The organism is Anaerofustis butyriciformans (genome assembly GCF_036289385.1).
GTDB classification, from domain to species: domain Bacteria; phylum Bacillota; class Clostridia; order Eubacteriales; family Anaerofustaceae; genus Anaerofustis; species Anaerofustis butyriciformans.
The window spans coordinates 90,894-112,058 of record NZ_JAYFFH010000002.1 but is presented as its reverse complement, the minus strand read 5'-3'; the positions used below and the strand labels follow the sequence as shown (position 1 = coordinate 112,058).

Here is a 21,165-nt window from a genome sequence, read left to right as displayed (position 1 = left end):
CTTAAATCGCTGAAAATACATTGTGAGATAACGCTTTCTCTTTCGAGAAAAGAATATTCACATATTTATATTATAGTAATTTTCCTCTTAAATTCAAGCCCCTTAGAACAAGAGAAAGGCAACCCATTTAGGATTGCCTTTCTGTTTATAAGTTCTTTGCCAATGCTTTTAGTAGCGAAGCGGTTTCAGGATTTGCTAATAGCTTTGCAAGCATTTCCATATTGTCATCTTTAGTATCTGTTGGTTCCTCATTTGACTTTTCTGATTCTTCATCGAGCTGTGCCATTGGGTCAAGCAGTTCTACGGCAGTTTCAAACTTTGGCATAGGGGCTGTTTTCCCTTCTTCTGTATTTTTAAGTCCCTTTGCGTTATAAAACTGTTCCTCGAATTTCTGTGCATTGTATCGTCTGTCCTCATCTATGATATGGCTGTAAACATCTGCAACCATATCCATTCGTGCGTGTCCGGAATCACCTTGCACTGACTTCATATCGCCGCCGTTCCATTTCAGCTTGTAGGTGATACTTGCGTGTCTGAAACTATGGAATACGATATCTGGTAAATCATTATCTCGTATAAGGTGCTTCAATGCGCGATTGATTACCTGACCTTCCATTGGTCTGCCGGACGAATGACAAAATACCAAATCATAATCCAAATATTCATCTCCAAAAAGCTCTTTCATTTCGTCTATTTGTTTTTTCCTCTCCAGTAACATTTGAGCAACAGTCGAAGGAAGGAATATTTTTCTTACGCTCGTTTTGGTCTTAGGTGTTTTTAATACAAGCGAAGTATTTGTATTGGAAAGTGTTCTCGGAAAAACACGGATGATATCTTTATTATCAAGAACCTCCATAATATCTCTGTTTACACGCTGAAGCTCCTTATCCACATAAATAGAGGCATTGTTATCCCTCATACTTTCTTCCGATATATCAATGCAGCTCCAAGTAAGTCCAAGCATTTCTCCCATTCGTAAAGAACAGGCAAACGAGAGGTTGATAGCTAAGGAAAGAATATCGTCATCGCATACTTCAAGAGCGTGCATAAGTGTTTCTGCTGTCCAAATTTCTCTTTTTTTATGTTCTGCCTTCGGCAAGGTAGCATTGAGAACCGGATTTCTTGTCATCAGCTCCCATTTTACCGCCTGATTAAATGCACTTCTTAAAAATTTATGAATTTCTCTTACTGTATGTACTGTCAGATACTCATTCTTCGGTTTTTTGTTTTGCACTGATTTGGTTTTGACTTTCAATAAACTCTGATAGAATTTATCCATAAGTCTGGGTGTCAGCTCGTCAAGTTTTACATCACCGATTAGTGGTATGATGTAATTATACATAAGTCCTTTCTTTGAATGATAAGTTGACATCGCCCAATTATTAACCCCGTAAACAGAACAGTATTCCTCAAGCAGGTCTGCTACTGTTGTGGCGGTTGGGACAACAAATGTACCGCATTGTTGCTCAAACTCTATCTGAGTTTTTCTCTTTTTTGCATCTGCATTAGTCTCAAAGGTTTCCCATTTTTGATGTTGTATGCCGTCATCATCTTTGTAAGTATATACAACAGCGTATCGATTTTTTCTCTTAACAATAGAAGCCATTTCAATCCTCCTTACTCATTGTCCAGCCATTTATCAAAGCTGGTTTTAATAATACGATATCCGTTTTCAAGTCTCACCGCTTGAAAACAACCTTGTTTAATCAGTTTATACACAGTCTGTCGGGTAATTCCTAAAATCTCTTGTACCTCCTCGACGGAGTAACTTTTTTTTGAGAATGTACCGCCATTTAATTCACGAACTCTATCCTCAATCAACATAGCCTTCCACCTCCTCAATTTCCTTTACTTTGATGTATTTGTTCTGCGAAGCATACCATTTCTCGAAACTTTCTCTTTTTATTCGACGTTTGCCATCGACCCATATAAACTCAACAATACCATCATTCATAAGGTCATTAGCTGTACTTCTTGGTATACCAAGTGATTTAGCAACAGTTAAAGGGGAAAGCGTTTTTCCATATTTCTTGCCGGGTCTTTCTCCGTTTACTTTTTTGTAATGGAATTGCCCTGCATACCAATCTTCAAAGCTATCAACATCAACCCTCATTTTTCCCATTACTAAATAAGTTTTAAATCGGCACTGATTTATAAGACGGTATGTTGCGGTTTTGCCAAGCCCCAGTATACGCATAACATCAGGAACAGTCATTGTTTTCTTGTTTTGATAAGTAAGCATAGCTTTGACTATTTTCATATTGTCATCAACGCTTTTCTTTGAGGCTCTATATTCATTTCCGACACGATATGTTTTAAACAATCCAGAGTTCATCAACTTCAATGCTTCTTCGTTAGTTATAGAGAGAAGTCGTGATATTTCTTTTACAGAGTACGCTTCCCAAATAGCTTCTTCCTGAAGTTTCTCATCACTGAATAACTCAGCTAAACGCTCGTTTTCTTCTCTGAGATTAAATAATTCAACTCGCTCATCAAACATATTAACAAATGCCATTACTTGAACCTCCTTTCTGCCCATCAAACCAATCATCAAAACTTTTTTTGGATATTCGATAGTGACCACCGATTCGAACACTATGGAATTGCTGGCTTTTAACAAGCCTATAAACAGAAGTCCTGCTGACTTTAAGAATACGTTGCAGTTCTCCTATCGTATATGCTCGATTATATGTTTCAGTCTGCTTAAATGTATTTCGGCTATCTACACCGCTTTTGTTTTTACTTTGCATCATTTTACCTCCGATTTTTATTTGTCGCTCTGACTACCATATAGCCAATCGACTTGGCTATATGGTACTTAAAATCGGAGCTTTTGTTAATTATGCGATTGATTTAATCGGATACTTGACAATCAGAATTTTTGCTATCAATATTGTCTAACCAGTTATCAAAACTCTTTTTGGAAATTCTGTAATGACCTCCAACTTTTACAAAGTGGAATACTCCTGAGTTTACAAGTGCATATGCAGTGTTTTTTCCTATATCGAGGATGTCCATTATTTCTTCGACTGTATAAACTCGCTTTTCAAAACCAGAGATATTTTCAGAATCGTTTAGATGCTGATTCATTACATCAATTCTATCTTTAAACATTCTCAACACCTCCTTTTGAACGATGATGGTTCTTCTTAAAAATCATATAGTCATAGCCGTATCTAACCTGACATTTGTCGCACAGCTCTTTTTCTACCTGAAAGGGGTCGAGTCTCTTTACAATATTTTCAGGAACAGATTGAAACTCACTTCGACAGTGTGGGCATAAGCTTAACGCAATTCCTTTTCTTTCACCTTTAGGCTTAACAGGAATTCCAACAGCGAATTTTAATCCACGCTTGATTTCATTGATTTTGTCGTCATCCGTAATTCTTCCAACAAAGTTATCCAGTTCTATATCTTTATCAACAGTACGAAGCTGTTCAAGCATAACCATTGATGGCTCTTTCAAGCCGCAATCAGTATTGAGTTCGACGTGCGTATTCATATCTGTTTTCTTTTTTACCGCTGTAATAGCTGCAACAACAACAGTTGGACTATTTGCATTTAATCTATTTGTTTGAACCACCAGAACTGGTCGTACCCCAGATTGTACGCTGCCGTTTGTAACACCTAAGTTACAATAATAAATATCTCCCCATCTAACATTCTTAAAATCTACTTTTTTCATATGTAAATCCTCGCTTTCGTTTGTTATCTGAGTTAATTCATATCCGGAATAGAATTAACCCCTTCACTTGTTTGAAATGGGAGAGCATTTCTGGGGGGTGTTTTAGAAAAATTTTCTTAATTTTTTTATTGCACTATTTACCGATTCTCTTACTGATGTAAAATCCACGCCTTCTTCATCTGCAATTTTTTCAAACGACTGATTGTAGAAGAAATATTTAATTATTCTTCGTTTCTGAGTTTCGCTTAAACAATAAATAGCTTTCTGGAGTTTTTTGATATTATCTTGCAGCATTATCTCTTCAACAGGGTCAACTTCAACAACTAACTCCGGATGATGTATTTCAAAATCTCCATCGTTTATGTCAAATGCGTGTCCATAATGAAGTTTCCTCATTCTTTCTCTTGCTTCATAGTTCTGATATTCGGTTATCACTTCGCCCTGAGCAATAGAAAGTAGAATGAAAGGGCTGTACCTGCGGATAACATCAGGATATTTTATCCATATTTCTTCTTCTGCCAGTTCAGTAATAATTGCCCATCTTTCTGAACCGGTATATCCCTTGTACTCGTATTTAAGATTTATAACTTTGCATTCATTGGCAAATAATTCTTCTTGTTGTTCTAATGTGAATTTTTTCATTTCCGTAATCTCCTTAAAATTTGAATTTTTGAATTTAGCTGAAATCAAAAATTCGGAGATTACGGATACTTAGCAATCGCACTTTGCCATTTTTTTAATTGCATAAACTTGTCCTTTCCGCCTGTTTTCACGGAAAGGCAAAGGGTACAAAAATAGGTCGGCGTTTTAGAAGCACCGACCTGTTTTGCCTGAAAATAAATGCATAGGAAAAGAAGGGTACTTCTATCGCACCTCCTGCAGTTTTCACTGAGGTTGGTTCAATATTTGTATCCCAATGCCCTATAGCTAATCAGGCTTTGTGATATTAATTTTTAAGTTTTTCAACCTATGTTAAGTATAGGACAAGTTAAAAAGTAATTGAAGATAGCAAATTTAAACATAACATTTATTATTTAATAATGTTTTCAATGTTGTTTTTATATGGGTTATAGTGTACAATGTAAATGTTATATAGTTTTTATCATTATTTTTTTACTAATAAAAAATAAAGCCATGCTATATAGCATGACTTTTGAATTACTGAAAGGGGAAAATTATGCCTCAAATTATAGAAAATTTTTTTGAAAATAACGTGTTTACATTTAAAAGTTATGCTTGTAATTGCGTTGAGGATATAGAACACACCTCTCCAGGGATGCCACCCAAAAAAACTTTTAAATTTCAATCCTATTCAGATAGACCGCTACTATTCGGCTATAGAGCAAAAACTGGATTATCCAGAATTGCTGCTAACGGAACAACCGAAGAGGATAATATTCTCGGCTCTCTTATTGCATTGCCTAACAAAAAACTCAAAAACCTATACAATTTTTTTGAACGCAACGGTTTTTTATTTCCGGTTAGTGATGCTGAATACGAAAGTATTGATGCATCATTATTATATGAATTTATTCTACATATCAAAGCCACTGTGGAATTAATGACTGCTGTCAATGAAATACATAAAGATTACGAGAAAATAACACACCTGACATTATACTTAATGCTGTCAGAACCACTTCAGATAAAAATGAACTCAATGTCAGCACCATATACAAGTTGTAGACACTCTTTTATGGATACGATGGTTAAAGCAAGTGCTATATCACTTAGTTGGGAAAGACAGCAAGAGGCTTTTAACAAAGATACCTATACCGTTTACGATACTATTGCCACACCATCTTATGAATTGGACATTAGTGAGTATAATGATATTGTAAGTGGCACATCAATAAATGGAGCAATTGCTGTTACACCATTTTATAAACAAATCACTCAATTATACTGTAATTATAATGGTTCTCATATAGAGCGAAAAATCATAGATTTTCTTTTTCACTTACATCATGATTTTGGACAATTACAAACTTACGATATGGTTCAAGGATTAACCCTATATCCTTCTGCAGATTTATCTACGATGAACGATGAAATGAAATCAACTATAATAGAAATTGCTCGACATATTTTAGGAGAGGAAATCAATGCCAACCTTAATGGAATTTTTCCGGAATACGATGTGCAGACAATGTCACCTTCTTGGAAAGTGGATTCCTTGCTGAGTGCCATTTATTTCTCTATCTTTTATTTGAAACCAGATCTTGAGTTATACCGTCAATGTGCAAATCCACGATGCCAGAGATATTTTCTTGTAAAAACAACATCAACAAGAACCAAATATTGCTGTACCGAATGTTGCAACCGAGTTACCCAAGACCGATACAGAAAGAAAAAGCGAGAACAGGTAAAATAAAAAAAGCCTGTGCCATACAGTATCAATTACTGTATGGTACAGGTTTTTCTATTATACATCACTGCCATATTGTGCTTTTTCTTCTGCAACTATTGACACAATCTTGGCAGGGTTATACTTGAGATGGTGTAATGGTTGTCTCTTCTGTGGCGTGTGGCACAGGTTTTCTGCTTAAAACTGCTTCTATGCAATCTGCTAAGGCTACCTTTTCCTTTATCGGATTTCCTGTGTAATGATACAACAAATATCTTGTATCCATCACGATACCTTGTATGCGTTCATAATATTTTTTGTTGCTACGCCAGTCTCCTACCGCTTCACCAATATTCCCAACGACGGTATCCAGCTTAAAAAAGTTCTTAGTCATATTGTATGGCATGATAAAAGCATTGAAAAGAGAGGTGGCATTGACGCCTTTATACTTTTCTAAATACTCACCGTATGTAATCTGCTTATTGATTGATGAACCATTAGGTAAGTGTTCAGGAATACCAGTCCAACCATACTTGTAGCATTTGGCATCAAGAATATAATACTTTCCATTGTAAATCATAATTGTATCCGGCATTAGCGGACGCTTTTCTTTATACTTACCATAGTCAAGCAACCATCTTGAACGAGGAAAATATTTATTTTTATCCTTTTCTCCGAATGCTCTGTCAATCAACTTTTCCCATACATAGTCGAAATTATCTGTACCAAAATAAAACTGTTTATCAGATGTTTTTTCATCCATGTATTCGAGCATATCTTTCATTGCCTGAAACAAGTTGCGTTTTTTATCATCATTTGTATTTCCAAGCTTTGTATCCAAAATTACAATGGACGTTTTTATATCCGGATGTGGCCCCGGTTGCTCCGGCATATATGGAACATACAGCCATCCCAACTTTTTAAAAGCCTCATATACGCAAAAACGATTGATTTGCGTTATCTGTTTTGAATCGTTTGGTGTTGTTGCTCTCACTGTAAACTCAGTATAGATAAAAGAACTAACTCCATCCTTTTGTTGTACCAAAGGTACTTGATTTCGCACCGTTTTAGGCCAGTCCTGTTTTCCAGTTGCACTCGTTTTGTACGCAGGGTCTACCTCAACATAATATTTACCACCAATAGAAAAATAATATTCTATAACGCTCTTATAAGCATTGATAGGGAAATCGACAGTCTGCGGTGCTGCGAACTTATTTATTGCAAGCAAACGGTCTTCTTTAGTCGTAAACTCTGATAGCACTTGAATCAAGTGCTTGATATCTGTTCTAATTTCTGCATCTGTTTCAGGAAGCTGATATCCGATAGGGAAATAGACCATCGCATTATCCGAATCCGCTTTAATGCCTACAAACCGGTCACCATCTTCATTTGAGTTAACATGACAATGCTTAGTAATATCATCATCGACCATCGCCATATATAATGCTGAATCTAAATCCATACAGACTCACCACCTTAATCTTCGGGATTAGTAAATGCGTTTCTCACATTGTCTTTGAACATTGATAAACGGTCAAGTTTTTCAGAATACATGAAAGTTCTGATTACTTGTTCCAAACTTTGGTATGTTGTTGTTTCAAAAACAATCTCTCTGTTAAACTTAAACGCATCATCCCATAAATATTTGATTACCTTTTCCGGAAACTTACGATTTTGTTTCATTGCTGCACGTATTTCAGCAAGTCTCCCTTTTTCTGTTTCGGTAATAGTCTTGTCCTGTTCTTTTTGTCGAAGGCTATCGTATTCACCTTCAGACAAGTTACCCATACTTGGGTTGTATTCCAAATCTCGCAAGTGTACGAAATAGGCACCAAGACGCTTGTCTTCAGCAGATGTCATTCTGGCATTATTACCTACAATAATCTTGTTAATCTGAGTACAAAATACCTCCCATGTGATTCCTGTATCAAGGATTTCAGCATCTGCTAACCTTCTGTCTACATGTTCAAAGTTATTTTCAATTAGGCGCATCTCCCATCTACGCTGGAAGGCTGTATCCAAAGTAAATACATTCTGGTCTGATGTATTCATAGTGCCAATAATTGAAAGATTAGACGGGATACGAACTTTGTGCTTTGCATCTCCATAAACAATTGCAGCTATATTGGCATTTGTAATACCATACTCGCTTGTGCCAATAGGATAACCATCATCCATATCTTGAATTTCGTTTTTTCTATCAAGTAATTGGAACACTTCTCCAAAAATTGCAGGAGCATTGCCACGGTTGATTTCTTCGATAATAAGGATATATTCCTTATCCGGATTTCGATAAGCATCAGCCAGAATATTAGTAAACGGTCCCGCCGTAAACTTATAGCTTACTTGTCCGTCTTCAGCCACATTCGGTAGAATCTGACCAATAAAATCGGAGTAAGTATAGTCTGGATGGAAAACCAAACGCTCTACATTAGTACCTTTTTTGCAGTATTCATGCTCAATAGTCCAGCTCTTGCCAGAACCTGGAACGCCATATAGGAGTACATTCGTTCCGTTATCAATACGAGGAACTTTATCATAATCTACAGTTTCTGCATTCTGTCCGTCCTCTGTACTATCCTCAAGTTCAAACTCATCAAGTTCAAATAAAGATTTTGTAGACCCCAAAAAGCCAAGATAATTTTCAGTAGCAAAAACATTAGGATTGCTTTCAAAGATGAATACTTTTTTCGCCACTTCTTCAACTGCTTCTGACTTTATTGCGATAGAATCACGGTCAATTACCAAAGTAGATAATTGCTTAAGTGCTTGTATTAATCTGTTATCAAATTTGGTACGATATTGTTCAAATTCTGTATTTGCAGAGATATCTTCTCTCAATAATTTAATAAGTAATAAGGTTTCAAGAAAGTTTTCAAACACCTTTGTTGTTGCAACTAAGTAACGGTACTCAGTCATGCTAATTTTATATGCTCCTGTAGAACGACCTAATTCGAGCAATACCTTATAGAGCAGCATTACAGGATATAAACGGAAGTCTTGACGAACACCGTTGTATCCTTCATCGACAGTGGAACTGATATACATCTTTTCAATCTGCCTTTGAATGATGTCTTCATATAATTCTTTATTTTCAAAAGCACCGCCACATCTATTGTTTATTTCTTCAAATGCCTCAGTGATGATAGCCTCTTCGTACTTTGAAGATGTCATGGTAATTAATCCGAAGAAAGCAGCAACTCGCAATGCACGATAATTATTGGAAATTTCAACATTTGGTTTGCTTGCATTTATCTCAGTTACTTTTTTTCCTATAAAATCCTGCAAATTTTCAGGCGTATTTTTTGACTTGAATTCTTTCAAAAAAGATACAAGATAACATATATTATCAAATGCAGTAGGTTGTTTCACCAAATACCAACACTCATAATCGTTTGCATTCTGCAACTCATTTAGTTTGTTTTGTAAAACTGAATTCATTTCCTTATACCTCCGTCTCGATTATTTTATTTATTAAACGTGCTAGGAAATAGGACACTTTAGGTGGCACAGCGTTTCCTATCTGTTTGCATATCGATGTCTTGTTTCCATAGAAAACAAAATCGTCTGGAAAACTTTGTATTCTCGCTGCCTCTCTTGGAGAAAGAGTTCTATCTTCAACAGGATGTATGAATCTTCCACCCGCAGGAGTGTCAAACCTCGTTGTAATCGTTGGTGCTTGTTCATCCCAACATAATCGTCCATAGGCTCCACTATGAACAGACTTTATTGTTTCTTCTAAAGCCGTATAATTCTCTCCGTTAGCCACTCGACTCATTCTATCTACCGCTACACGAGAATGATTAGTCTTGGTGTGGTTACTTAACTCACTACCAGTCGATGACAAATACTTTTGATATTCTGTAATCGGAATAGGATTTTCTATATTGCCATCCGTTGTTGTGGTGCCTAAATTTCCAATTGCATCCTCTACTGTAACGGTATCAAAGTAGTGCGGATATTCCCTAAGAATATCCTGTTTCGTTCTTTCCCACATCTCATTAAAATCATATTCAGATGCCTGAGTTCCAATGATTATCATTCTTTCTCTTTTTTGTGGCACACCAAATTCTGTCGCTTTAACGATTTTATAATTGATTTTATATGGTTTTCCATCCAACATTTCAGCATCGGAAAATATTCTGAGAATCTCTTTAAAGATTTTTCCGTCCTGCATGGTCATTATCCCTTTGACGTTTTCCATCACAAACGCTCTGGGTTTTACTGTTTTTACTACATTGAAATAATGCTTAAAAAGATAATTACGTGGGTCATCAATAAATCCTGTTCTTATCCTTGCTCCTGCCATTGAGAACCCTTGACAAGGAGGGCCGCCAATAATTACATCTGCATCGCCTGCTTTAAATACGCCTGATTGGTCGATATTTCTTATATCATCAACGATAACATCTACTTCCGGATGATTTTTCTTGTAGGTGTTAGCTATGTTTGCATCAAATTCTACCGCTTTCTTAACCACGTAACCATCCTTGATAAATCCAAGGGATAGTCCTCCGCATCCTGAAAATAGGTCAATTACGTTCATCTTCAACACCTCCACCGATTCTATATCGATAAGCAAAATTCTTAATATACAACCCTTCTTCTTCTGTCAGGCCATATAACATATTGACGTAATCATCAATTTGATGAATTACATCAACACACGATTTATGTTTGTACTCATATTCAGTTTGTTTTGTACCAACATAGAGTTTCGTTTCTTCCAACCGATTTTCAAGTGCCACAGCAAGTCTATTAACTTCAGTAAAATCATCGATTTCCGGCACTTTGAATCCCAACAATTCTTTTCTTGTAATATGCCAACAATCGGATATACAAATCCAGTACCACCAAAACAAAGAAGAATTAAGTAGGCACATACAGAAATTAGCATAATCTTGGTTCTCACACTTGAATGTTTTATATTCCGCACCTGCGTGTTCATTTAGGAATGCCTTTATCCAAAATGCCGCTCGCATATTCAAATATAAAGGCTCTCCATTTTTCTCAAGTAGACTAATAATAGATGTATTAAATCCATTTATTCTTCTGTATACAGATGTATCCAATCTTGTACCCAATTTAGGAATATATGCATTTTCTACATAGTTGTTTTTAACAACTTCAGCTGTATTGAACAAATCATAGCGTTCTTCTTTATACCAATATCTATAATTCCCTGTATATACATCTCGTTCTCCTGTTTTGTTTCGACCAAGCAATATACAAAGTTTTTGATGCACTGAAGTAAACAAGCAATCAGGTCTATCGGAATAACTGAGTATATATTGCTCTGGCACAGTAGTATACAACTCATCACGAATCTTCTGCATTCTCGGCGTGGAAACATATGATAGTGGGATTATAAAACCCATAACACCGCCCGGTTTTAACTGCAAGGCTGCGTTTTCTAATACATTTGCATATATGTTTCCATATTTTTTCTCTGGTGTTGAATCACTTTTTGCATCTTCTACATATGGAGGATTTCCAATAATAATATCATATTTATTTTCAACTTTAGGTTTTTGTTCAACATAATCATAGCATTCATAACAGTTGTTAAGAACACCTGAAAGTCCTTTAATTTTTGATACGCCGTGTCTATGCAAAACACATAAAAACAACCTAATTTTTGTAATTGTCATTGAGTCTCTGTTTAAGTCATTTCCTTTTATGGATGCAACTACTTTATTAATTTTACCTTTTGTAACATCTGTGTGATGTAAATCAAGTATATCTAACTTCAATTCAAGTGCTGCTAATAGGAAAACACCAGTTCCACAGGTTGGATCATATACCGTCTTATCATAACAGAATGTACTGTATGGTATGCCGTTCAAATCCAAGACATGAAGGTTGTTTGGTTGTAGTCTCCTACATACCATTTTTACACTATTAATCAATATAAACTTAACAACGTCCAATGGCGTGTAATATACACCTTTGTTTTTTCTTATAGTTTCCTTTTCATTTAAGGTAGACAATATTTCTTGCATCTCCTCATATGAATAAGGCTTGTTTAGAGAATCTTCTACACTCAGTGACTCTCCTATAATAGCATTGATTTCTCTACGGATTATTTTTAATTCATTATGGCTATAGTTTTGATTTAAATAGCCATTTGTTATTTTCAATGCGTTAATCAACATATCGTTTGCCATTTTACACCTACCCGTTAATTATTCTATGGCACTCTGTCCGCTCTTTACCCAAGCGTCTAATTCGGAATATTTGAACTTCCACTTTTTGCCTATTTTATGAGCCGGAATGCCTTTTCCTTTTTTTATCCAATCTCGTACGGTTACAGGTTTAATGCCTAAATGTTCTGCTGCTTCTTCTATACTTATCCATTTTTCATTTATATTTTCACTCATTGTTATTCACCTCTGCATAATACAAGTAGATATAAAAACTCTATAATATAATACCATATTTCATTCTCAAAACAATGTTTTATAATATTTTTTGATGTTTTCTGATATTTATTTATATTTAGATTATCAAATAAAGATTAACAACACTATCTTTATAACTTATCTAATGGAGCCGCCAACTTAATCCTGTGGTTTTCCGATTGTGGTCATATTCAGTTTTGCCTTACAAAAAAATCCGAGAGTTGAAGTTTAAAATTCAACTCTCGGGAAGTTCTTTTTTACACACACTACTATCAACTCTTGACATCAGTACATGGTCTGTGTGGATAGGGCGAGCATAAGCGTGGGAATATATCTAATTACTTTTCATACTTTTGTGAATTGAAAAATATATCAATAATGCGATTTTGACAACATACTTTCCATCTTATTTGTTGCGGCTTTATAATTTTCTTCCATAAATCTTGTCATATTAACACTACCAACTTTTTCTCTTACATAGTTACTAAAAGGAGAAAGCACTCTATTAGTAAAATACTCTCTAAGAATCTCAAAAATATCTATATCCTGTTCGATTAAATACAAAAGCATCTCATATTCTTCAATACTGAGATTAAAATAATAGCGAACCAGTGTGCATTTCTTTTTTTCACTTATCTCTTTATGAATTGTATTGTAGTAATTTGGTATAGCATTGATATTATCTAATGTGACTGATATAACGAAAGCCTCTTCAACACCTGCGAACTCTTTTTTGCATTTATAAAATTCATTCAAACGTTCATCAGCCTGCAAAACAGGTGTTACAAATAATTTTTCATTATTTTTCTCTATCTTTTCGTTCTTAGCCATACAATCAACTAATACAGAAAAACCCTTTGCTTCTACAACCAATAAATTATTTTCTTTTCTTACATAAGCATCCGACGATTTTCGGTTAGCTCTATTTACTTTATATTGGAATTCATTTATATATGTATAGGACTTACGACAGGCATCTTTAGTAGCATCCTGAATATATCGTTCGAATAAACGTCCAAAAAAAGCCATTGCACGACTATCTTTTTGTGGATAGCAGTCCCTTATAAGCCAAAAAATTTTTTCAAAGAATGCATTTATCAACGTAACATTAGAAACGGATATATAATTTGATTGTCCGTCTGAAATAAAAGGAAAACTGTAGAATAATGTAAAGTCCCATTCGTCCATTTCGCTTTTTATTGCCCATTCTCTTAATTCACATGGTTTTTTCATTAAAATGTCTATTACTTTAGATATCTTCTCTTTTTCCTTTGCCTCTTTATATATCAGGTCAATATTTCTCCAGCATTTTGATGTCGATAAATAATTTTTATCTGAATAATAGTAATGTAATTCCCAAAATAGCAGTGAGCTGTATTCTGTTGGCGTAATGCAATATTTTGAAGTGAAATCTCCGTAGTAATCTCTATATTCAGATTGCACATCGTCTGAAAAATTATATGGACTACGGCTTAAACATTCCATCATGTAGTACATACGCAAAAACTCATTTGCAACATTTCTTTGATAATTCAAATGATACGTTGAATAAAGAAAGTGGTCTGTATCTATTCTCTCTCTATGCTTTTCTGAAATTTCATCAGCAACTAAAAGTTGCATCATAATTATATCCTTATAATCATCATTGGTTATTTCGTAATTTTGTTCTTTCAAAGATTCATAATTGCCGTAAATAATTACTTTTTTTAGAAGAATTAATAGCATCTGCAAAGAAATGATATGTTGATTTTTTCTCATCATCATGTTTTCCATCATTTCCCTTGGAGACTCTGGTTTCATTCCGCAATAATCACGTTTCAAAATAATTTCAAAGGGGAATCTTACTTCCATTCCAAATATATTTATAGGTTCGCACTTGGCATCTTTAATTTGAATCAATTCACTAATAATTGATATTGTTTTATGCATATTTATATTTTTTATTTTATCTACAAGGTTTGGTTTCTCTCCGGGAAAAACATCGCTATATCGCAAAATCAATTGAGCATTTTTCATATCAACTGAATACATTATATACCTCCTAGCTACATTGGTTTCAACAGAAACTACTTATACATCAGAACATTTTATAAAAATAATTTATTCCAACTACTTGGATTTATAAACTGTCAATACTATTCACCTTTATGATGCTCAATGAACATCTTTGCTTCACTCAATCGCAAGTCCCAATACTTTTGTAGCATCTCAATTATTTTATTTTCCTCAATATTAAGTTCTAGCATTGCAGAAGTAGCATTTTCAATTCCCATTACTCGCTCTTCAAAAGCTGCCTCATCTAAATGGCTTTGGAAAGATGCTCTAACACCATCTAACAATTCTTGTCCAAAACCAGAAAATGTATTTCTAAATTTATTTGCCATAACAATCCTCCCATTCATAAACATAAGCTATTTCTAATTATCCCAATAACTGACGGATTTTTATAGTTAACAGTTCTTTACGCTTTTCATAAAATTGCTCGAAATTTTCTAATTCAAGAGAAACACCGACCGGAATGAGAGCCTCTTTGTGGAACACAGCCTTTTGTTCATCATTCATGTCATTATAGTAGTCCACAAGACGCATCGCATTCTTACTGCCGTTACTTCTGCCTTCAAGCAATTGCAGATTCGGTAGCCTGTTTCTGTTGCTTCGCCATCTGCGCCAATCATCCATAGAAACAGAAATTGGCTTTGTGCTGTCAAATCTGTCATAAGGATGCAGATGGTCCTGTTCATACTTAAACTTCTTACTAATCCAATCAAGGCCAAGGAAGTACAATGCCTCTCCAGCAACACGGCTACCTTTTTCAGAATTTATAATATCATCAATTTTACCATCCGTCACACGAAGTTCATTCATCTGTTCTAACATATCAATCGTAATTTCGTATTCATTATTATTGATATTGCTTTTCATCTGCTGCAATTTGCTCGTTGTTCCAGATTGGAAATAAGTGAACAGAACAGCCCTAATCAAATAAGCTTTGATGCCATCCAGATTATTTGCGTAGTCTGAGTTGTAATACATAAAGTAAATAATAGGCAAAAGCACATTCCAGCTGCTTGCAAAACGACTAACTTCGATTTTCATATCTTTAAGCACAGATTCCAGACTCTTCAGAGCTTTCTTGAAATCCTGCCAATTATTCTTCAAGTCCTCTGCAATCTGCTTATTGATATTGGATTTTACAACATCACCATAAAGCATAAGGGCAGAACGAACGATAAAATCAGAGCCAAATCCGGCATAAGAATCTACGAGCAGTCTTCCGAACTCTGTTTTTGCATTAGGCCAATATGCCTCCAAAATGGACATAGTAATTTCGTGCTTTTTCAGTGCCTTGCCGCCACTGTTGAAACGGACAAACATTTCTAAAGCATCATCCTGTTTCATATCCTGAATTTCTGTATAGCGGATTAACTTTTCTACAAAAATCTTATTATACAGTTTATTGAGAATATCACGGGCATACTCTTTGCTATCAGCCGGTACATTGGCAATGGCAGACTCTATGGCTTGTTCTCTTGTACTATCATCACGGAATTTATCACTGAGGATTTCTCTAATTTCAAACTGTGTAGGACTCAGTTTGCCTACCTTCTCAGTAAACTTGATGTCATATTTTTTGCTGTTATATTCTTCCTCGTCAACGGTCAGCTTGTGCTTGTTAAGTTCGATGAGAAGTTTTACAACAGTACCGCCCGCTATTTTCTTTCTTGCGTGTTTTTGTCTGATATAGGCATGTCCGAAAAGTGATAAGAATAAAGAGGTCAATCTCTGCTGTCCGTCCAGAACTGCTGTATCGGTCATCTTGACATTGATATTGCTTAATTCGTAGTTTACACTGTCAGCCTGTTTTCTGCTGTCAAAGGTAACCTCTGACAGGAAATTGCAAAAATATGTATCCCAACTCACATTGTCATCATCCACGTGCCAGAACAGAAAAGTAGCTATAGGATAATCCAAAAGAATAGAGTCCCACAGCTTTTCAATCTGCTCCATGCTCCATACATACTGCCTTTGAAATGCGGGCATAACATATTTTCCGTCTTTGATATGCTCAAGAGCTTCATAAATTGTTATGCTGTTATCTATAAGTATACTCATTCACAAACCTCCAAATCAATAAGCACTACGATACAATGTACTTGTTTTGCTACTATCTGACTTTTTTAAATTACATTCTTTACAAGATAACTGAATATTGCACACATCATTTATTCCTCCATCATGTAATGGAACGATATGGTCAAACTGCTTTTCGTTGTCTTCCAGTAGTGTGTACAGTCCTGTTAAATCTTTTTTACAGAAAACGCAACAACCTTTGTCTCTAAATAAAACCGCACGTTTAACCCACTCTGGAATATAAACTCGTGTTCTCGGATTATCTTCAAATGCTACAGCCTGTTGCTCGTTAAATCTAAGCAAAAAATCTCTATTTTGAAACAAAATATATTCTACTTCTGTAGCAATATCATAAATTACACTATAAAACAATCCATCTTCATACTTATTTATGTACTCCAAATAGTTGTTGTATGTTTCTAAGTAATCATCCTCGTCAAATTTAAACTCATTCTCAGTAGAAATCACTATTTGCTTATATTTTGTTATTGCTTGATTAATCCAGCTGATTGGATTAAAATCATAAGTTTCGTCATTGGAAATAAGGATTGCTTGCTCATAAAAAACTCTATCAACTAGCCATGAACAATATTCTCTTAGCACAGAAATCCTAGGAAATTCTTCTGGTTCAATCTGAAACTGCTGTTCTGTAAATTCTGCATTGGTAGATGCATACTCAAACTTTCCCATACTTTCATTAGCTAAATGACAAAAATAATATACATTAAAATATTTCATATCTATCATCATAATAATTACCCCTCAATAATGCAGAAACTTTTTTATTATTAAAAATGTTTTTTAGCGTTGTTAATATTTACTACGATATCAAAACACATAAAATATTCCATAACCACTTGTATTTATTGCACTCACTTTCGTTTGTTTGTATTTTAAACAGAAAATGATTTCTATTTATTCTTTGCCAAAATGATACTTTATAAATTTCTCAAGACTCATCTCTAATTAATATCTTTTTATATAATTAAATTCGATATCATATCCTAAAGCTTCAAGCATTTGCACAAATGTCTTATTTACTACACCATTTTGTTTTTTTATTATGCGGTTTACATACTGACTCGTAGTACCAATTTCTTCTGCAAGCTTAGCCTGTGTAATTCCGTTTTCTATACATTTTACTTTTATATCTACTTCTATATTGTTTCTAATCATACATTCGTCACTCCCATAGAATAGAGTTATAACTTCTAATACAAATAAGATAATTTATTATACTATATAATATATAAAATCGCAATATTTGAATATTGAATTATAAAAAACTATAGCTGAAGATATCATTTATCCATATTATAACTGTAAGATATTAAAAACACCTCTGACCATGAATGTATCAGAGGTGTTTTCTATGCCAAATTTATTATTTGCAATCTTTTTTTCTGAGCGTAATCAATCGTATATGCCGTTCCTCCTGTTTTCTTTGTACAATAACAAATGCACACTGAACTGCTATCTACAAGGTATCGATTTCTTCTATGCATACAGCCACGAAAATAATTTTGAGAAGTATACACCACACTATCTGCTTTTCTCTTTATGCTCTCATAAACCATTTTATCTTCTTCGCTCCACTTATTGGCTTGTGAAATGCAAGGCAAAACCAGTATCAATTTTATCTGCGGATAATTTTTTTGCAGTTCTAATATAGTTTGTTCTGCAAGCGTATCAAAACCCAAAGCACCACCTGTTACGAAATAGCAATAACCTTCAGCAATTAGCTTGATAATAGTACATTTCAACTTATGTTTAATAACCAAACTTTTAACACCGGAAATATCCCTGTGTCCTGTAAAGCAAACAGTTTTTTCTTTCATCCAGTCACCATCCAAATACTAAAAGTACTAATTATATTTATTTAATATCTATAGTATATCAAACTCGACATTAAATATCAATAGTCTGTGGAATAGTATAAATAATACTTATAGACTATATTTGGAGGTTGGAATTATGAGTGAAATATCAAAAATTATTGGACAACGTATCCGTAATTATAGAACTAGCAAAGGATTTAGTCAGGAAAAACTTGCAGAATTATCCGGTTGTCATCCAACTTACATTGGACAAGTAGAACGAGGAGAGAAAAATGCTACATTGGAAAGCATCGAGAAGATTTCAATAGCAATGGGGATTTCACTTTCTCAGTTGTTTGAAAAATTAGGTGATAACGAATCAGAAAATTTTCCTTTAAAATGCTATGAATTCATTGCATCAAAGAGCAAAATTGAGCAAGAACAACTTTATAAAATGTTAGTTGAATTGGACAAATATAAAAATCAATAGTATGTACAAGATGCTGCCCGCAAAGGAGTAGCATCTTTTTTGTTATATCTCTTAATAATTTAATATTGCGGAACACCATATCCGTAGATAACAGAACTTCCAACAGCATACGTTCTTGTTCTGCAAGCGTCTCCGGAATTTCCTTCGACTGTATAAACTGTTCCGTTCTCACACTTCTGAACAATACCAGTATGGTCAGTAACACCGTCGCCTTCCCAGTCAAAGAAGATAATTGTGCCGGGTGCAGGTTCATAGTTCCTGTCTGCCCACTGTCCTCGGTCTTTGAACCATTGTGAGCCATTAACGCAGCCTGCATATTTCGGGATAATTCCTGCATCAATATATCCGCACTCATTTGCACACCAAGAGACAAAACAAGCGCACCACTCTACACGGGAATCAAAGCCATACCACGACCAGTACGGCTGACCGCCTACATTTCCGACCTGTGACAATGCCACAGTTACAATTTGACCGTCACTATATCCGATGCCATACAGAACTTGCGACCATAACGGATTGTTTTCTTCTTTCAGCAGCTCCGTAAGATAATCTTTTTGTTCTTGATTAAACCCATACATCGCAGCCATCTCATCAACGGTTTTGTGAGATACCGTTATATATAAAAATGTCTCTGTGACTGTGGTTTCGGTCTCAACGATATTACCGTGACCGTCATCGCTTTCTTCTATTTCTGTGTGAGTTTTCGTTTCTGTGCTGGAGGAAATCTCATTCATTTCCCAAAATATATCTGTTAGAAGTTGCTTCTTGGTATCATCCACAGTAGCAACCTCTATTGGGTTATCCGGGTCAGTATTCACCTTAACAGAATATACTGCAAGAACATCTTTCCAAACAGCTCTGCTTCCGCTCATTTCAAGTACATCATAGCTGACAGAATTCTTTTCTTCTTCCAATCGGTCATCGTATTCCTGATTGATTTCTTGAACAACCGTCTGCATTGACATTCCTGTCCCGGAATCCTCTCCGGAGAAGAATATTCCGAACACGGAGCCTGCAATCAAACCAACAAGGCAGAGAACAATAATTATAACAACTGCAATCCAACCACCCGCAATAATAGCGGCAATTAAGCCTTTTACCGCTAATATAATCGCCTTAATGGTCGCAATCGTCGCCTTTGCAGCTGCCTTAGCAGTAGCTGCTGTGGCTTTTGCGGTTGCTTTTGCTGCCTGAGCCGCTTTCTGCGAAGCCTTTACAGTTGCTTGTGCGGTTTTCTGTGCTGCTTTGGCTGTCTGTTGACTTGTCTTAATCGCTGTCTTGGCTGTTTGCTCGGCTGTCTTAACAGATTTCTGAGCAGTCTTAGCAGTTTCTTTTCCTGCAAGTTTAATGGTTTTCTTTCCTGAAGAAGTAGCAGACTGCCTTATATTTTTTTCCGCTTTATCAACGGTTTTTATAGCGGAATTGGTGTTTTGTGATGCCTGCTTTCTCAAAGACCGTTCAGCACGCTGTCTCTTAAAACGCTGTACTCCGTCATTCACAGAGCGAATATTATCCTTCGTGGTTCTGACGCTTTTACGACCAGCTTTATCAAAAGCATAAGCACCGTCGTGAACAATCTCATCAGTACCGCCTTCAAGCTTTTCTGAAGCATATTCTTCCGCAGAATTAGTGTTGGCATTTACCGAATGTTCTGCTTTATTTTTTGTTGCAATATAGGACTGCTTCATACGCTGTGTTACGATTGCAGCTTTATCAAGCGTTTTGATTACACCTTTATTGCTGCCTTTTGTTTTTATATCCGGCACTACAATCCCTCCTTCCTATACCGGCTGAATAACTCTCTTGAATTTTGTATCACTTTCATCAATAAATTTGTTAATCAGCCTGCTTTCTGCTTTGGTTTCGGGATATGCTGTGATGGTAATAGTTTTGGAGTTCCAATTCAGAGTGTAACTGTCTGCCGCAACATTGGTGATATGGTGCTGTGCTAAAAAATCTCTTAACCTTTTCATCTCGTCAAGGTTATCGGACATAATAACATTGACATAGGTTCTGTCTTTAGACAGCTTTTCATTGAAAAAACAGGCAAGAGAGCAGCCGACACCACCTGCGATTGCAACAACAAGCATTGCAAGTTCATTTTCCGCAGACACAACCCTTTTTGTTATCCAAAAATAAATGAAGTCGGATAAAACTACTGCACATCCTGCAAGTATCCACCGACTTCGTTGTATCATTATAGTTTTCGTTGTACTCAGTGCGTTGTCCATAACCTTTGCACCGAACAACACAGCTAAGTAAATAATACTACTCATACACGATTTACACCT

Annotated in this window: 22 protein-coding genes and 1 pseudogene; 2 read left to right on the top strand and 21 right to left on the bottom strand. The window is 35.4% G+C overall.

The window, feature by feature from the left end:
• Window positions 1-145: 145 nt before the first annotated feature.
• The 8 genes and pseudogenes from V2W16_RS03990 to V2W16_RS03960 form a co-directional block, all read right to left on the bottom strand.
• Window positions 146-1,099: a site-specific integrase gene (locus V2W16_RS03990; protein WP_425353947.1), complete on the bottom strand. Its 954-nt coding sequence runs from the start codon at window positions 1,097-1,099 to the stop codon at window positions 146-148.
• Window positions 1,100-1,312: 213 nt separating this feature from the next.
• A pseudogene (locus V2W16_RS11225) lies at window positions 1,313-1,372 on the bottom strand (hypothetical protein); the annotation flags it as partial.
• A gap of 245 nt (window positions 1,373-1,617) precedes the next feature.
• Window positions 1,618-1,824 carry a helix-turn-helix domain-containing protein gene (locus tag V2W16_RS03985; RefSeq protein ID WP_329381875.1) on the bottom strand — a complete coding sequence of 69 codons (207 nt, stop codon included), beginning with the start codon at window positions 1,822-1,824 and terminating at the stop codon, window positions 1,618-1,620.
• Entirely contained in the window at window positions 1,814-2,539 is a 726-nt protein-coding gene (locus V2W16_RS03980; RefSeq protein WP_329381871.1) for a helix-turn-helix domain-containing protein, read from the bottom strand. The genes V2W16_RS03985 and V2W16_RS03980 overlap by 11 nt, the downstream gene beginning before the upstream one ends.
• A complete protein-coding gene (locus V2W16_RS03975; protein ID WP_329381868.1) occupies window positions 2,502-2,753 on the bottom strand; it encodes a helix-turn-helix domain-containing protein in 252 nt (83 codons plus the stop codon). The genes V2W16_RS03980 and V2W16_RS03975 overlap by 38 nt, the downstream gene beginning before the upstream one ends.
• 100 nt (window positions 2,754-2,853) lie before the next feature.
• Window positions 2,854-3,114 (bottom strand): helix-turn-helix domain-containing protein, encoded by a 261-nt coding sequence (locus tag V2W16_RS03970; protein ID WP_329382611.1) that lies wholly within the window; start codon window positions 3,112-3,114, stop codon window positions 2,854-2,856.
• Entirely contained in the window at window positions 3,107-3,685 is a 579-nt protein-coding gene (locus tag V2W16_RS03965; RefSeq protein WP_329381865.1) for a type II toxin-antitoxin system PemK/MazF family toxin, read from the bottom strand. Before V2W16_RS03965 ends, V2W16_RS03970 begins: the two co-directional genes overlap by 8 nt.
• A 102-nt stretch (window positions 3,686-3,787) precedes the next feature.
• Entirely contained in the window at window positions 3,788-4,327 is a 540-nt protein-coding gene (locus tag V2W16_RS03960; protein ID WP_329381861.1) for a sigma-70 RNA polymerase sigma factor region 4 domain-containing protein, read from the bottom strand.
• Between the two features lie 535 nt (window positions 4,328-4,862).
• Between V2W16_RS03960 and V2W16_RS03955 the strand changes: the two genes are divergently transcribed.
• Window positions 4,863-6,059, top strand: coding sequence for a CGNR zinc finger domain-containing protein (locus V2W16_RS03955; protein WP_329381858.1), 1,197 nt, complete (start codon window positions 4,863-4,865; stop codon window positions 6,057-6,059).
• A gap of 112 nt (window positions 6,060-6,171) precedes the next feature.
• On the opposite strand, the gene V2W16_RS03950 is transcribed toward V2W16_RS03955, so the two are convergent.
• The 11 genes from V2W16_RS03950 to V2W16_RS03900 form a co-directional block, all read right to left on the bottom strand.
• On the bottom strand, window positions 6,172-7,494 hold the full coding sequence (locus V2W16_RS03950; RefSeq protein ID WP_329381855.1) for an LlaJI family restriction endonuclease: 1,323 nt from the start codon (window positions 7,492-7,494) through the stop codon (window positions 6,172-6,174).
• Window positions 7,495-7,508: 14 nt separating this feature from the next.
• Entirely contained in the window at window positions 7,509-9,473 is a 1,965-nt protein-coding gene (locus tag V2W16_RS03945; protein ID WP_329381853.1) for an McrB family protein, read from the bottom strand.
• A gap of 4 nt (window positions 9,474-9,477) precedes the next feature.
• Complete coding sequence (locus V2W16_RS03940) at window positions 9,478-10,578, bottom strand: DNA cytosine methyltransferase (RefSeq protein ID WP_329381850.1); 1,101 nt, start codon at window positions 10,576-10,578, stop codon at window positions 9,478-9,480.
• The gene (locus tag V2W16_RS03935) at window positions 10,565-12,034 is read right to left on the bottom strand and encodes an HsdM family class I SAM-dependent methyltransferase (RefSeq protein ID WP_329382609.1); all 1,470 of its coding nucleotides are present in this window, start codon (window positions 12,032-12,034) and stop codon (window positions 10,565-10,567) included. Before V2W16_RS03935 ends, V2W16_RS03940 begins: the two co-directional genes overlap by 14 nt.
• 183 nt (window positions 12,035-12,217) lie before the next feature.
• On the bottom strand, window positions 12,218-12,412 hold the full coding sequence (locus V2W16_RS03930) for a helix-turn-helix domain-containing protein (RefSeq protein ID WP_182186689.1): 195 nt from the start codon (window positions 12,410-12,412) through the stop codon (window positions 12,218-12,220).
• Window positions 12,413-12,805: 393 nt separating this feature from the next.
• Window positions 12,806-14,434, bottom strand: a complete 1,629-nt coding sequence (locus V2W16_RS03925; protein ID WP_329381844.1) for a hypothetical protein — start codon at window positions 14,432-14,434, stop codon at window positions 12,806-12,808.
• 134 nt (window positions 14,435-14,568) lie between these two features.
• The gene (locus V2W16_RS03920; protein ID WP_329381842.1) at window positions 14,569-14,817 is read right to left on the bottom strand and encodes a hypothetical protein; all 249 of its coding nucleotides are present in this window, start codon (window positions 14,815-14,817) and stop codon (window positions 14,569-14,571) included.
• A 37-nt stretch (window positions 14,818-14,854) separates the two neighbouring features.
• Window positions 14,855-16,546: a DUF262 domain-containing protein gene (locus tag V2W16_RS03915; RefSeq protein ID WP_329381838.1), complete on the bottom strand. Its 1,692-nt coding sequence runs from the start codon at window positions 16,544-16,546 to the stop codon at window positions 14,855-14,857.
• Window positions 16,547-16,561: 15 nt separating this feature from the next.
• Window positions 16,562-17,314 carry an HNH endonuclease gene (locus V2W16_RS03910; RefSeq protein WP_329381835.1) on the bottom strand — a complete coding sequence of 251 codons (753 nt, stop codon included), beginning with the start codon at window positions 17,312-17,314 and terminating at the stop codon, window positions 16,562-16,564.
• 216 nt (window positions 17,315-17,530) lie between these two features.
• Window positions 17,531-17,740 carry a helix-turn-helix domain-containing protein gene (locus tag V2W16_RS03905; RefSeq protein ID WP_329381832.1) on the bottom strand — a complete coding sequence of 70 codons (210 nt, stop codon included), beginning with the start codon at window positions 17,738-17,740 and terminating at the stop codon, window positions 17,531-17,533.
• A 194-nt stretch (window positions 17,741-17,934) separates the two neighbouring features.
• Window positions 17,935-18,417 (bottom strand): SLOG family protein, encoded by a 483-nt coding sequence (locus tag V2W16_RS03900; protein WP_329381830.1) that lies wholly within the window; start codon window positions 18,415-18,417, stop codon window positions 17,935-17,937.
• A gap of 121 nt (window positions 18,418-18,538) precedes the next feature.
• On the opposite strand from V2W16_RS03900, the gene V2W16_RS03895 reads away from it, so the two are divergent.
• Window positions 18,539-18,871, top strand: a complete 333-nt coding sequence (locus V2W16_RS03895) for a helix-turn-helix domain-containing protein (protein WP_329381827.1) — start codon at window positions 18,539-18,541, stop codon at window positions 18,869-18,871.
• Between the two features lie 59 nt (window positions 18,872-18,930).
• Here the strand turns inward: V2W16_RS03895 and V2W16_RS03890 are convergent, their stop codons facing one another.
• Complete coding sequence (locus tag V2W16_RS03890) at window positions 18,931-20,640, bottom strand: CHAP domain-containing protein (protein ID WP_329381823.1); 1,710 nt, start codon at window positions 20,638-20,640, stop codon at window positions 18,931-18,933.
• Window positions 20,641-20,655: 15 nt separating this feature from the next.
• Window positions 20,656-21,105, bottom strand: coding sequence for a hypothetical protein (locus V2W16_RS03885; protein ID WP_329381820.1), 450 nt, complete (start codon window positions 21,103-21,105; stop codon window positions 20,656-20,658).
• Between the last annotated feature and the right edge of the window lie 60 nt (window positions 21,106-21,165).